Source organism: Pseudoalteromonas sp. 68 DY56-GL68 (assembly GCF_041414825.1).
Classification (GTDB): Bacteria; Pseudomonadota; Gammaproteobacteria; order Enterobacterales; family Alteromonadaceae; genus Pseudoalteromonas.
Genome location: NZ_JAOCZL010000006.1, coordinates 772215 through 786211 on the forward strand (window position 1 = coordinate 772215; position 13997 = coordinate 786211).

The 13997-nt window shown below is 40.7% G+C and carries 12 protein-coding genes; 11 read left to right on the forward strand and 1 reads right to left on the reverse strand.

Going from position 1 to position 13997, the window contains the following annotated elements; translation table 11 throughout:
- The first annotated feature begins 8 nt into the window (after window positions 1–8).
- The 7 genes from NYF15_RS04265 (at window position 9) to NYF15_RS04295 (ending at window position 6090) form a co-directional block, all read left to right on the forward strand.
- Window positions 9–1544 carry a long-chain fatty acid--CoA ligase gene (locus NYF15_RS04265; protein WP_371352889.1) on the forward strand — a complete coding sequence of 512 codons (1536 nt, stop codon included), beginning with the start codon at window positions 9–11 and terminating at the stop codon, window positions 1542–1544.
- Window positions 1545–1643: 99 nt separating this feature from the next.
- Window positions 1644–2063, forward strand: coding sequence for a DUF3429 domain-containing protein (locus NYF15_RS04270; RefSeq protein WP_237127335.1), 420 nt, complete (start codon window positions 1644–1646; stop codon window positions 2061–2063).
- 54 nt (window positions 2064–2117) lie between these two features.
- A complete protein-coding gene (locus NYF15_RS04275; protein ID WP_371352890.1) occupies window positions 2118–2489 on the forward strand; it encodes a hypothetical protein in 372 nt (123 codons plus the stop codon).
- A 4-nt stretch (window positions 2490–2493) separates the two neighbouring features.
- Entirely contained in the window at window positions 2494–3294 is an 801-nt protein-coding gene (locus NYF15_RS04280; RefSeq protein ID WP_371352891.1) for a class I SAM-dependent methyltransferase, read from the forward strand.
- 2 nt (window positions 3295–3296) lie between these two features.
- Complete coding sequence (locus NYF15_RS04285) at window positions 3297–4289, forward strand: Gfo/Idh/MocA family protein (protein ID WP_371352892.1); 993 nt, start codon at window positions 3297–3299, stop codon at window positions 4287–4289.
- A 134-nt stretch (window positions 4290–4423) separates the two neighbouring features.
- Window positions 4424–4921, forward strand: coding sequence for a hypothetical protein (locus tag NYF15_RS04290; protein ID WP_371352893.1), 498 nt, complete (start codon window positions 4424–4426; stop codon window positions 4919–4921).
- A complete protein-coding gene (locus tag NYF15_RS04295) occupies window positions 4918–6090 on the forward strand; it encodes a methyl-accepting chemotaxis protein (protein ID WP_371352894.1) in 1173 nt (390 codons plus the stop codon). The genes NYF15_RS04290 and NYF15_RS04295 overlap by 4 nt, the downstream gene beginning before the upstream one ends.
- A 36-nt stretch (window positions 6091–6126) precedes the next feature.
- Here NYF15_RS04295 and NYF15_RS04300 read toward each other — a convergent pair whose 3' ends face one another.
- Window positions 6127–8178, reverse strand: a complete 2052-nt coding sequence (locus tag NYF15_RS04300; protein ID WP_371352895.1) for a TonB-dependent receptor — start codon at window positions 8176–8178, stop codon at window positions 6127–6129.
- Between the two features lie 405 nt (window positions 8179–8583).
- On the opposite strand from NYF15_RS04300, the gene NYF15_RS04305 reads away from it, so the two are divergent.
- From NYF15_RS04305 to NYF15_RS04320, 4 genes are all read left to right on the forward strand, one after another.
- Window positions 8584–8874 carry a hypothetical protein gene (locus tag NYF15_RS04305; RefSeq protein ID WP_371352896.1) on the forward strand — a complete coding sequence of 97 codons (291 nt, stop codon included), beginning with the start codon at window positions 8584–8586 and terminating at the stop codon, window positions 8872–8874.
- On the forward strand, window positions 8871–10442 hold the full coding sequence (locus NYF15_RS04310) for a PepSY-associated TM helix domain-containing protein (RefSeq protein WP_371352897.1): 1572 nt from the start codon (window positions 8871–8873) through the stop codon (window positions 10440–10442). Before NYF15_RS04305 ends, NYF15_RS04310 begins: the two co-directional genes overlap by 4 nt.
- A gap of 148 nt (window positions 10443–10590) precedes the next feature.
- The gene (locus NYF15_RS04315; protein ID WP_237115373.1) at window positions 10591–11454 is read left to right on the forward strand and encodes a DMT family transporter; all 864 of its coding nucleotides are present in this window, start codon (window positions 10591–10593) and stop codon (window positions 11452–11454) included.
- A gap of 169 nt (window positions 11455–11623) precedes the next feature.
- A complete protein-coding gene (locus NYF15_RS04320; protein ID WP_371352898.1) occupies window positions 11624–13963 on the forward strand; it encodes a TonB-dependent receptor in 2340 nt (779 codons plus the stop codon).
- The last annotated feature ends 34 nt before the right edge of the window (window positions 13964–13997 follow it).

The following is a 13997-nucleotide window of genomic DNA, read 5'->3' on the forward strand; positions in this document are numbered from 1 at the left end:
GAATTCCCATGAACACACATGATAACCTCACGCAATTAATTGAGCATACGTGTCAAACTTATGCCGACCTTCCTGCCTACAATAGTGCGGGTAAAACCCTCACTTATGCTCAAGTAGAGCAACAGTCTCGTTACTTAGCACAGTGGTTTCAACAACAAAGTGGCCTAGTTGCAGGGGATCGAATAGCCATTCAACTGCCTAATATTGTTGATTACCCTATTGTTACCTATGCAGCATTTCGTGCAGGGTTAATCGTAGTCAATACCAACCCACTTTATACTGCCCGTGAAATGCTGCATCAGTTTAATGATGCAGATGTAAAAGCCATTGTTATTCTTGATGCTCTTACCGATAAATTAGCCACCATTATCAATGATACGTCGATCAAAACCGTTATTGTTGCAGCCGCGGTTGCTGAGCCAACATTGCAAGAAGGTCAATTTTCGTTAAATGAACTCATTCACCAAGGTGAAAGACTCGCCCCTCTTAATACTCATCAAGCAAGTCGCGATGATATTGCAGTTTTACAATACACAGGCGGAACCACAGGCATAGCAAAAGCTGCGATGCTAAGCCATGGCAATATTTTAGCCAATGCAGAGCAAATGAATGAGCGCTTTGACGACATTTTAAAGCCAGGTCAAGAAACAGGCATTTGCCCGCTACCGCTTTATCATATTTACGCCTTTACTGTGAATATGGTTGGTCTATTTGCCATGGGGCAATTTAATGTACTGATTCCAAACCCTCGTGATTTAGATGCCTTAGTAAAGCAAATCGAACCATATGAAATTAATTACTTTTCAGGCATTAACACCCTATTTATTGGTTTGTGTATGCACCCTGAGTTTAAGGCACTGAATTTTTCGAACCTAAAAATGACCGTCTCAGGCGGCGCAGCCCTAACCCATGCAGCCGCTGATGCGTGGATGAACACCACAGGTTGTACAATCACAGAAGGCTATGGCTTATCAGAAACCTCACCTGTTGCCACGCTCAACGACTTTAAAAAAGAAGAAATTGGCAGTATTGGCCGCCCATTATCAAACACTACCGTTGAGATTTGGGATGAAAATGATGAACCTGTTGCTGACGGTGAGTCTGGCGAAATTGTTGTTAAAGGCCCACAGGTGATGATGGGTTACTGGCAACGCCAAGATGAAACCGATAACTGCATGAAACGTGGCTTTTTCAAAACCGGAGATATAGGCCTAAAATTGCCAAGTGGTAATTACAAAATTGTAGATCGTTTAAAAGACATGATTATTGTTTCTGGCTTTAACGTGTACCCTAACGAAGTTGAAAATGTACTGTGTCAGCACCCTGCCATCTGTGAAGCGGCCGTTATTGGAACAAAAGATGAAAAAACCGGTGAACGTGTATGCGCCTACATTACTTTAAAAGAGCATATAGACGAACAACAAATCACAGATTACTGCCGCGAAAATTTAAGTGCTTATAAAGTGCCTAAATCAATCATTTTTATGGAGGAGCTGCCTAAGTCAACGGTAGGCAAAATTTTACGTCGTGAGTTACGCCAATAACAAAGCGATCGTTTTAGCCGCATAACTGGTATAAAATAGTTAAAAGATAAAAGCATACCGTTAGGTATGCTTTTTAATTTAAGCGGTTTTAAGGTCATTATGGAAAAGTTTATTAATCACATTCAACTCGGTTACTTAGGTTTACTGCCGTTTTTAGGCTGCGTAGGCTGGCCACTCATAGCAGGGAGTAATGCTGTCAACTTAGACTTTTTCACTTATTATAGCATTGCTATTTTAGCCTTTATGGCTGGTAACTTATGGCATGCTGGCCAACAGACGCATGCTGATGCCATTAAAGCCATTATCCCTATCTTACCGATTGGCTTTTTAAGCTTTTTACCAGCAACTTGGACACTGGCTTGGCTCGCAGCGAGTTTTTGGTTAGTGCTTTTATTCGAAAAAAGCTCACCGCAGTGGCAAACGTATCATGTTGATTACCAAAAGATGCGATTCGTTTTAACCTCAGTGGTATTTGTATGCCATATATTTGTGATTGGCATGAGCATCTATCCTGAGTAGCCCTTTTCTCGCGTTTGCGGTAACATCCGCGGCTCAGATTTTTAAGGACTTGCTATGATAGATCAACTACGCGCCAAGCTAGACCACCTCGGCGAAAATTACGTTGAAAAAAGTGCTCACTTCAAAATTAAAGTGATCCCATTTTTTTGTGCGATTCACATCAAAAAAGACCACAAAAACCAAGGTTCTTTAAAGCTGTATTCAAATCAGCTCATTGAAATATTTTTAGCAACCATGTTTTTGCTATTCGGATTAATGCTTTTTGATACAGATGCAGGCTTTACGCATGGTCCTATTCATATCGTTATTGCCGTTTTGATTAGTTTTAACTTAATCTTTAAGCAAATTGCCATTGAAGGTTTAAAAACTCGCTTAGCACTTTGCCCTGAAATTACAGTTGAAACACCGCCAGAACAAGGCAAATAACAGCATGTTTTTAGACCCAAGTTGGCGCATATTAACGGTTGGCGATGGTGATTTATCATTTTCGCATGCTTTAGCAAGTCATTTAAAACCTAAAAAGCTAGTTGCTTCAACCTATGATGATGCAAATACCATAGAACAAAAATATGCCGACAACGCACTTAGCGCCTTGCAACAACTCAATATACAAACACTTACCGGGTTTGATGTAACAAAATCTGACTCGTGGCTGCGCTTAGGAGATGCTCGTTTTGATGTGGTAATTTTTCAATTTCCACTCATTCCAGCTTTTGTAGGTGAAGCTGCATTTAAAGCAAATACAAAACTCGGTGGTATGAATGTATTAAACCGTGCTTTGTTGCATCGCTATTTAGACTACGCTAGTCAATTCGCATTAAATAAAAACGGCCCAATGCTGTGTTACATCACCTCTAAAGATGTAAAACCCTATCGCGAATGGAATATTGAAGGCAGCTTAAATCAAGGGCTTAATTGTCAGTACTTGGGGCAAATGCCATTTGATATTAACCTGTTCCCTGACTATAAAATTCGCAATGTTGACCGCGATAAGCACGTTAAAGACACCAGTGGCATTACCTACGTCTTTAGCGAAAAAACGAACAGCGAGATTACCTCTAAGCTGACTTTACCCGCTTATTTAGGTGATAAACACTGTGCATTATGCCGCGTAGGTCCTTATATGGCACAAGAAGATGAAGACAAACATTTGTTAAGCAAAAAACATAAGCAAATGGAAAAATTTGAACAGGATTGGCAAGCATGGCTTGCACAAAACAACGAGGAGTAACCATGAACTTTGTGATTGTCGGTACCAATTTTATAAGCGACACGCTACTAAGTGCAGCCAAACAAATTGAACAATTCTCCTTATATGGCGTGTGCTCTCGAGAGCAGCAAACAGGCAAAGCTTTTCTTGCAAAGCACGACATGGCTGACGCTAAAGTGTTCACTAATATTGAACAAGTATGCCAAGACCCATTAGTCGATGCTGTCTACATTGCGACACCAAATAGCCTACACAAAAACTGCGCTGTCATGTGTTTAGAAGCCGGTAAACATGTTTTAGGTGAGAAGCCTTCGGCTGCTAATAGCAAAGAGCTTGCGGCAATCATTCAAGCGGCAAAAACCCATCAACGCCTATACATGGAAGCGATGATGACCACGCATTTACCAAACTTTGCATGCTTAAAAAATGCCCTCACAAAAATTGGCACACCGCGTAAATATATTGGTCAATATAGTCAATACTCATCACGTTACGATAAATATAAAAATGGTGAGCGGCCAAATACTTTCTTGCCAGAATTTGCTAATGGTGCATTAGTCGATTTGGGTATTTATCCGCTTTATATTTTACTCGCTTTATGGGGCGCGCCTCAGAGTGTAAAAGCCAGCGGTGTGTTACTAGAAACCGGTGTTGATGGCGCTGGCGATGTGTTATTGAATTACGCCGATAAACAAGCGGTGATCAGCTACTCTAAAATCTCGCAAGGTGATAATTTTACTGAAATTCAAGGTGAAAAAGGCCGTATTCGTATCGAAGCAGTATCACTATTAAAACGTATGCAGTTTATTGGTAATGATGGCACGGTTGAGGAACTCTCAGAGCCATTTGATGAGCACTTTATGCGCCACGAAGTAAGCCACTTTATTAATGCAGTAAAAGCAGGGCAGATTGAGTCAAGTGTCAACACACATACTTTATCAAAACAGGTTATGGCTGTGCTTGATGAAGCAAGAACTCAATTAGGTGTTGTCTACCCTGCTGATAAATATAGCTAAACTTTCGTTTAGACTCTACAGCCTTAAATAATCATTAAGTTTGAAATTATTTTTTCTTGCCGTGATTATATTTACTCTCATTATTTTTGCACTATGGTTAATAATAACTGTTGTAAATTAATGAGGGTTTACCTTTGTCTATTAGGTATTTATTAAGAGCTGTCTTTGCAGCAACGATTACCCTAGCAGCTGGATTATTAATCATTATCCTAATGCTAAAATCAGGTCTATCTGACAGCCAACAGGCTGCACAACAACGATATGAATTGAGTCACCTCGCTAAATTATCGTCGTCTAACTCTATCAAATTAACAGAACTTGCTAGGCAATATGTTGTTACTCTACAGAGCAAGTATAAGCAACAATACTTTGAACTAGTTGGACAAATCCAAGGAGATATTGCTTGGCTCAATGGCGAAAAGAAAAGCTATTTAGCAAGGCTACAAGCCTATAATGTCGATAAGTCTGATTTAGCATTACTCGCAGAGTCAAACGAGCTTTCCTTGAAATTAGTCGAAACAGAAGAGCAGGCATTCGCCCTAGTAGATCACCTTGTAGGGCAAGATCCTCATGTAATCAGTGAGAAAAATGGATTGACGCTATCGTATTACTTACCGATGAAAATTACATGACTGAAGTGGGCAAAATCCAGCAACCTGTTAGTGAATTTTTGTCTTCTATAGAGCGCAAAAGTGCCGAACAAGTCACACAAAACAATGATAAGGTTTCAACATTCAGTATTATCAGTATTGCTTTTGTTATTGCAATTATATGCACTTTAATACTTTGCTACATTCAACTAGAGAAAAAAGTAATTAAGGCAACACAAGGGCTGATTACTGAAGCAAACCGAATTTCACAAGGCGATTTATCACGCTACATTGACCATGTCAGTAACGACGAAATTGGTAAGCTTGCTGCCAGCTTTAACTTAATGGTTGATAAACTTTCAAGCCTTTTAAAAGAGATTAATAGTCTTTCTGATCAAGCACAGATTTCAGCAGCTAACCTCGATAGCGTATCTCAGCAAGCAAAAATACTTAATGATAGACAAAGCCAAGCTATCGAAGTTATATCTAGCTCCGTTTATGAAAACTCCACAGCTGTGAAAGAAGTATCGCAGAACTGTGCAGAAGCAGCGCAAAGTGCAACAGCTGCCAATAACAAAACGCAAGAAGGCTTAACCATTGTCGATAAAGGGATCAAATCTGTAGAGTCCGTCGCCGCCACACTCAATCAATCATTGAATGACCTCAATAACTTAGAGTCATCAGTCAAAGAAGTGACCGTTATTTTGAGTGTGATCAGTAACATTGCAGAACAAACTAATTTATTAGCCCTTAATGCTGCAATCGAAGCTGCTAGAGCCGGCGAACAAGGTAGAGGCTTTGCCGTTGTGGCTGATGAAGTGCGCACACTGGCGAGCCGAACTCAAAGCTCGACGCTTGAGATTCAAGATAAAATTGATTCGCTGCAAGCCGCGAGTAATGCCGTAACAAATCGCATACGCTCAAGCGATTCACAGATCAAAGAAGCTGTTGTTAACTCTGAAAATGTGGGGCTTATGCTAGAAGAAATAAGTACCCAAGCTCATTCAATTTCAGATGCAAACTTAACAATAGCGTCGGCTTCTGAGCAGCAATCTCAAGTCACTGAAGATATTGCTCAGCGTTTGAATGATGTTCAAGAAACAAGTAAAGAAGCTCAAATGCAAACTGAAAAAATTTCTGTTTCATCAAGTGAGCTTTCTAAGCTAGCCAGTAGCTTAAATGCACAAATAAACCGTTTCAAATTAAACTAGCCACCCAATGAGACTGGGTGACTAGTTTAATACCATTTAAAATCTATAGGTAACTGAAGCCCCTAAAGTTTGTGGGTTCACAACACCCACATAACCTTGCGGGTAACGACCACTGGCAGGCTCTCTTGCTGTGTACTCTTGCTCATCGAATGCATTATTAATAAATGCACTAATCAACCATTGCTCAGTATCGTAAGTAATCGTTAAACGAGTAAGGGTATAATCGCCCGCAACGCGCTCTTCTGTGTTTGTTAAGTCACCATAAAACTCATCAACATAATTAGCGCTCAAATTAACTTTTAGGCTATCTGTAAACCAATGCGATAAACCTAAGCTTGCTGTTAATTCAGGAGCTGAGTTAAGGTCATTATCCACAGCTTCAGGAAATGCTGACGATTCATCGATTTTAGTTTTTAATAATCCTAAACCACCATGTAATTGCCATTGGTCGCCCAACATACTGTATGCTTCAAGCTCTAAGCCGTAGCTGTGTGCATCTTCAATATTAGTAATTCTCCGTGCTGCGCTCAGTGCCTGATAACCGTTAAAGTTGTTATAAAACACATTAGCACTAATATTTAGATCGCCATTATTTAAGACACTACGGGAGCCGATTTCATAGGTGTTTACCGTCTCTTCATCGTAGTAGTAGTAATCTTCAGCAGTAAAGTCTAATGCGCCACCACCGGCGTTGTAACCTCTGCGAGCACTTGCAAATAACGTTGTTTCTTCGGTAATTTTGTATTGCAGCGCAAGCTTAGGTAAACGTAGAGTATGCGAGTCATCTAATTGCTCAACAAGCATGTCACCGCGAAATGCCATATTGAAGTTACGTACTTGCTCTTCACGCTCAATACGCAGCCCTGCTGTTAAAGTAAGTTGGCTATTCAAGTTAAAGCTTGATTCACCGTAAATTGCCGTTGATTTGCTGCTATCATCACCGAAGTAATAAGTAGCCCCTACACTCTCAAAATCTTGATCACGGTCAAAATAAGCAAACCCGACAAAACCTGAGTAAAAATCACTATTTAAGCCAAAGTTTAATTTAGTATCTAGGGTTACATTTGATTCATCCATCGAAACATCTGATTCAGCACTTTGTTGCGGCTCATAGGCATCAAATGCCCATTTGTAATCCATATAGGCAACGAGCACATCCAGCGAGAAGTTTTCATTAATTTTGTAGTCAACATTGAGCTGTGTTGTATCTGATTCAGTATCCAGAATACGTTGAAATAGCGGTATATAATCGGTTGGCTCAGCAGCTTCAAAGTATTTACGTCCAGCGTTACCCTCTTCGTTGTATGTTGAATAGGTTAGTTGTACAGATAAATCCTCGAATGGGGTATAAAGGAGCTTGGCACGGGTGCTACTAGTATCCAGCTTGTTTAGTTCTTGATCTGTTGGGTTTGTGTCGTACACTGGTGGGTTAGAGAAAGTCTCGCCATCAATATATTGTGTTGATAAGCGAAATGCTAACACATCTTCAACGAGTGCCCCCGATATAACCGCCGCCGTATCAAAATAGTTATCTTGATTACGATAACCAACACGCACTGCTCCCTCAAATTCTTGCGTTGGGGCTTTAGTTTTCATGTATACCGCGCCAGCAATACTATTTCGGCCGTTGCTTGTAGATTGCGGGCCTCGGTATACTTCGATCTGCTCCATATCCCAAAGACCAGTATCGCCCGTAAGGTCTGCAACAAAGGGCTGGCTTACTCCATCAATTAATGTTGAGACACGCGCTTTCGAACCACCACTAAACGAGTTAAAACCTGTTGCACCACCATTGCCAGACACACCCCGCATATCCGGTACTGCGCCAGTTAACACAACCACATTAGCCATCTCTGAAAGAGCTTCTGATATAGATGCAAGCTGACCATTTTCAATTAATGACGTGTCAACAACAGCAACTGATGACATGGTTTCTTTCAATGATTTTTCAGTTTTTTCACCGGTGACAACAATCGTATCCATCGATTTTCGATTACTTTCGTCATCAGCTAATACGGCTGTATTAGTAACAAGTAATGAAGCTGCAATCACAGCTGATAGTGAGTTTAATTTAAATGCAGTGGCCAATTTTCTTTCCCCAAAAAGAGATTATTAGTATTTATGAATGTTTGAGCTAATAGAAAAAGCGCAAAAAATCTAGCACAACAAAAACCCTATTGCAATTGAGTTTAGTTATCATTTAGAATTAGATTAAAATAATTACAACTAACTACCTATGTTTTTTACTTTATCAACCTTACTGCTTGCACTAGCGGTGGGGATATTTTATTGCACTCGAAAGCAGCAACGCTTATTAATAAAACCTTTGAACAAACGTTTTCGAGGGGTCGCTGTGAGCTTAGTAATCTCCGCTATTATTTTGACCTCTCAACAGTTTTCAAACTCCGCAACTGTGTTTTTAGTCATTTTTACACTGATGATGATGTTGATGCTGATCCCACTTCTAAGCTTGTTCTATAAAAAGGATAATTCATGACTCGCTCTCAAAAATATCAGCCGACATGGCTAGGTAAGACCTTCGCAGGCGCACTACTAGGATTAGCGCTTGCTTTTATACTTATCGCTTTTTTTGCGTGGTATGGTCCAGGTGGGATTGATGCGCGCGATAAAGTACAGTTCAACATGTGGATGATTCCCCCCTTGTGGTTATCTATTTTTAGTTTCACTTACTTATTTAATTCTGCAAAACAGGCATGGCTACTTTTAGGTGGGTTAACTGTACTGCTTTACATAGGCTTTTTTATGCTAAGAGGTGGGCTATGAAAGTAAGGTCTGATATTTTACGTACCTACCAAGGTGTACATACTTGGACAGGGATCATCGCCGGTTTAGTGCTATTTATTGGCTTTTATGCAGGCAGCTTAACCATGTTCAAACATGAAATCCAACAATGGGCAACTCCCCTACAAACTTCTAAAGTTACGGTTGAGAACTATGATTACCAACCTTTAGTTGATGCTGCAATAGCTGAAAAGCCAGCGCAACTGGCAAAAGGATTTAGTCTCGATTTACATACTGAAAATGCGCCACTTTCTTGGTATGTAAAAGGTGGCCCACGTGGTATGCACCTAGATAATGAGCTACAAACAGCTTATTTAAGCGCAAAGGGACAGCTCACAATAGAACAACAAACAGAGAACAAACTCGCTGATTTAGTGGACTATTTACATCGCACTGCAGGCATTGCAGGCGAAATTGGTCATGATCAGTCAGGGGTTTATGTGTTGGGCATCGCTTCTGTCTTGTACTTTTTGGCGCTTGTCTCTGGCGTAATTATTTTACTGCCGACCCTAGTGAAAACATTTTTTGCGCTTCGTAAAGAAAAAGGCCCAAGCCGCTTTTGGCTCGATAGCCATAATCTAATTGGCATTGCCAGCTTACCTTTTCATTTAGTGATTGCATTTACTGTTGTGGTGTTTGCTTTTCACGATTTTATTTATGGTGGTCTTGCTCAATTTTATGACGATAAGCCTTTATTTGAACGCACTCCCCCAGCAGCACAAAGCTATCATATTAAAGATTTACCACGTATAAATGAGCAAATTTTGGCTGCCAAAAACTATGCACCAGGCTATACCCCGATTCATGTCCGCTACAGCAACCTAAATTCAGCCACTCCATCAGCTGTATTTATGATGAGTAATAAACAAGCCGTCGTGCGCGGTCCAGAAACTGATTACTTGTTTATGAATCCGTATACTTTAGAAGTGGTAAACTCAAGCTACCCGCAAGGTGATGAAAGTATTTGGGGCAATATGGTCGCCAGTATATTTTCTTTACACTTTGGCACCTACGGTGGTGAATGGGGACGCTGGGGCTACTTTATAATGGGCCTACTGGGCGCATTTTTATTCTATTCTGGTAACTTACTATGGATTGATAAACGTTTTAAAAAAGACCCGACTAAACGCAGTACTTTATTCATGGCAAAGCTTACGATTGGTGTGTGTTTAGGCTCGATGCTTGCTGTCGTAAGCACCTTGATCACCGCCAAATGGCTGCCCAGCATCGTTGCCAATACTAATTACGGCGCATTAATATGTTATTACGCAGTATTTTTTGCATTTGTTGGATTCACCTTTTTAAAAGGTACAAGCAGAGCAACTGCAATGGGCTTATATTTACTTGCAGCCTTATGCGCAACCATGGTTATTTCTAGTTTTGTAAAGTTGCTGACAACCCATAATGGCTTTGCTCTGTATTCAAGTTATTTAGTAGATGCTGTCGCCATTATTTTCAGCATTATTTTCTTTGCACTTGCTAAGCGAAATCAGCGCAAGGCAGAGCCTGACAGGATCATGCCAAACTTCAATAAACTAAGCCAAGCTTAAGCTAGCACTTAGCTGGGGTAGTAAAAGAATTTACTACCCTGTTCACACTACTAATAACTGAATTCATTTAACGAAAAACATTTCTTAAAACTAAAAACATCAGTAGAATCGCGGCAAATTCTAGCTTAAAAATTTCATAAGGACAGTGATGCCGCGCACTATACCACCGTTTCTAATTGCTGTTATTTGCGTTCTTCTAGCCATGGTTACAATTCAATCAGGCGCTTCTGTTGCTAAGCAATTATTCCCTTTGATTGGCCCTGAGGGCACAACCGCTTTACGCCTTGGTTTTTCTGCCGCCATTTTATGTTTAATTTTTAAACCTTGGCGTGCCTTTCCTCCTGTTGGCCAAAGAATGCCAGTCATTGTTTACGGGCTGAGCTTAGGCGGTATGAATATTCTGTTTTATTACGCCATAGAGCGTATTCCTTTGGGTATTGGTGTCGCGCTGGAGTTTACTGGCCCACTTGCAGTTGCCCTACTTTCATCACGCAAAAAGCGCGACCTTTTCTGGGTTGCCTGTGCGATTGCTGGCATTATTTTGTTACTACCCGATATGAAAGGCGAAGACAGTTTAGATCCGGTAGGTGTTATATTGGCATTAGCTGCCGGTGCTTGTTGGGCATTTTATATTTTGTTTGGCAAAAAGACCGGTAACCAAGGCTCTGGCGGTATGACTGTAGCAATGGGTATGAGTGTTGCTGCTATTGTGTTAGTCCCTTATGGTGCAGCGTCACAAGGGATGGCCTTATTAAGCTGGGAAGTTCTGCCATTGGGGATTTTAGTTGCCGTTATGTCGAGCGCATTGCCCTATACCCTTGAGATGGTAGCACTGAGAAATATGCCAGCCCAAGGCTTTAGTATTATGATGAGTTTAGAGCCTGCCATAGCGGCACTCGCCGGATTTATAATCTTAAGTGAATTTTTAAGCATATGGCAATGGCTTGCTATTTTACTTGTAATAACAGCATCAGTGGGCAGTTCAATGTCTCACAGTGATACTAAAAATTAACTTCAATCATAAGTAAATTATTGAATTAAGGCGCTCAAGAGCGTCTTTTTTGTTCACATTAATCTCCCCTTTAAGATATTTTAGTTTTTACTCTATTTAACAATTGTTAATAATAAGTCTCATTGGTACAATGATAATAATTCTTATTACAGTATAAATGGAACCTACAATGCTTATTCTAAGAAAAACAAAGTTAGCTGCTGCTATAACAAGTTTTTTAAGTGTCTCACTTCTTTCTCATACCGTGCTTGCTGATGAAGCTGATATAGAAAAAATTGTCGTTAAAGGACAAAAAATAGATCGTACATTACAAGAAACCCCAGCAAGTGTAGCCGTTATTACAAGCCAAACTATAGAACGTGAAAACCTAAACGACTTTTACGATGTGCTTGCTCGCACACCAAATGCCTCAGGAATGGACGGTGCAGGTTTCAATATTCGTGGTATTGACGCATTTAATGTTACTGGCGGTGGCTCTGGTGGCTTAGCGAGTGTGTATGTTGATGGTGCTCCCGTACCTTATCGTATGATGCAACAAGGTGGATTTTCGACTTGGGATATTAGCCAAGTCGAAATTTTGCGCGGCCCACAATCAACGCTTCAAGGACGAAATTCACTGGCAGGTGCGGTGGTAATGAAAACCCGTGATGCCATGCACGAATACGACTTTAAAGGACGTATTGGTGTTGGCGAATATGGCACACAAGAAGCCGCCGTTGCGTTTGGTGGGAGCCTTATCGAGGACGAATTAGCATTTCGTGTAAGTGGCGAAAAACGTGACTTTGATGGTTACAACACAAACGTAGCAACAGGTGAAGAGTCTGACTTTGATAACAACGAATTTTATCGTGCAAAATTACGCTATACCCCTTCAGCATTGCCTGAATTCGAAGCCCAGTTAAGCTTTATGCACGGTGAAAATGAGAAAGGAATTGATTGGGTCATGGTTGAAAGTGGTCATGAGGACTTTCCTATTAACGATATTTATGACGACCGTTATGTGTATCTCGATTCTCCAACGTATGAATGGGTTGATACCGATTTATATATCCTAAATCTCGACTATGACATTAATGATCAATGGTCATTTTCATCAATCACCACTTATTCTGACGCCAAGTATGGTTATGAGTGGGATGGTGATGCCAGTATGAATCCGCCACAATCGACCCTAACAGATGTGCGAACAGATGAAACAAGCACACAAGAGTTTCGACTGACCTACGACGGCGACAGACTTTCGGGATTAATCGGCTTTTATTACTCTGATCTTGATGTATTTGATAGCAGTGGTGGTGAGCGCGGTATTACATTCGCGGATTTAGGTGTGCGCTCGCTCTTAACAGCACCCACTGAATTTGGAGGTTTAGGCCTACCAGATGCATTAGCATCGCAAGTCTTACAGTTTTACGCTGGTGCAGATCCTGTCTTTATAGGTCAAAATTCTGATTACATTCAAAAAGTAAAAACAAAAGCTTTATTCGCCGATTTTACCTATGAAATTAATGAGCAATGGGATGTTTTTGCTGGTCTTCGCTACGATAAAGAAGAACAAGCCAACGGAACCATTGCTGATATTTACATCACAGAGCAAACCCAAAACGCTTTACCTAATCCTGAGGATTTTGCGAGTAACCCAATGCTTGCGCAACTAATTGCAGGTATTAATCAACAGCTTTTTGCAATGGCGGATGGCGCATCAGGGGATGAACCTGTAGAAGATGCTGATTTTGACTCATGGCTACCAAAACTGGGCGCAACATACCGCTTCAATCAAGATGTTTCAACTAGCTTCACTGTACAAAAAGGCTACCGCTCAGGCGGTGTTGGTACTAACGTGGCAAAAGCGACGCCGTTCACTTTTGATCCTGAATATACATGGAACTACGAATTAGCATTTCGCTCTGTTTGGCTTGATGAAAAGCTGGTAATCAACGCCAATGCGTTTTACTTAGATTGGACAGATCAACAAATTGCTGTGTTTTTATCTGGCAATCAATATGACAGAGAAACTCGCAATGTTGGTAAATCACATGTGCAAGGCTTTGAGACAGAAATTAGTTATGAGTTAACGAATAACCTTAATCTTTACGGCGGGTTAGGTTATTCAAAAACTAAAATTGATGAATTTATCACTGACGTGAATGGGTCAGACGAAGATTATCAAGGCCGTCCTTTCGCAGGGGCACCTGAGTGGACTGCACTTTTTGGTTTAGATTACTTTAATGAACAGGGTTTCGTTGCAAATATCAATGCCAGCTATACAGGAACTTCACAACGTTTATCTATCCCAAAAGAAACAAGTGATGGCAGCGTTATCGATCCACGTAATGACGCTTATTGGTTAGTCAATACACGTGTTGGCTACCAATGGGATAACTACGGCATTTATGCACTTATAGAAAACTTACTTGATGAAAAGTCTGTGCTTTTAAAACCAGCAGGGCTTGGTAATCAAACTCTTACCTCACCTAGAACAGCGAGTATTCGTTTCGAAGTAAGTTTTTAATTAAATGCGGCGGCTACGGCCGCCTTTTTTTGGG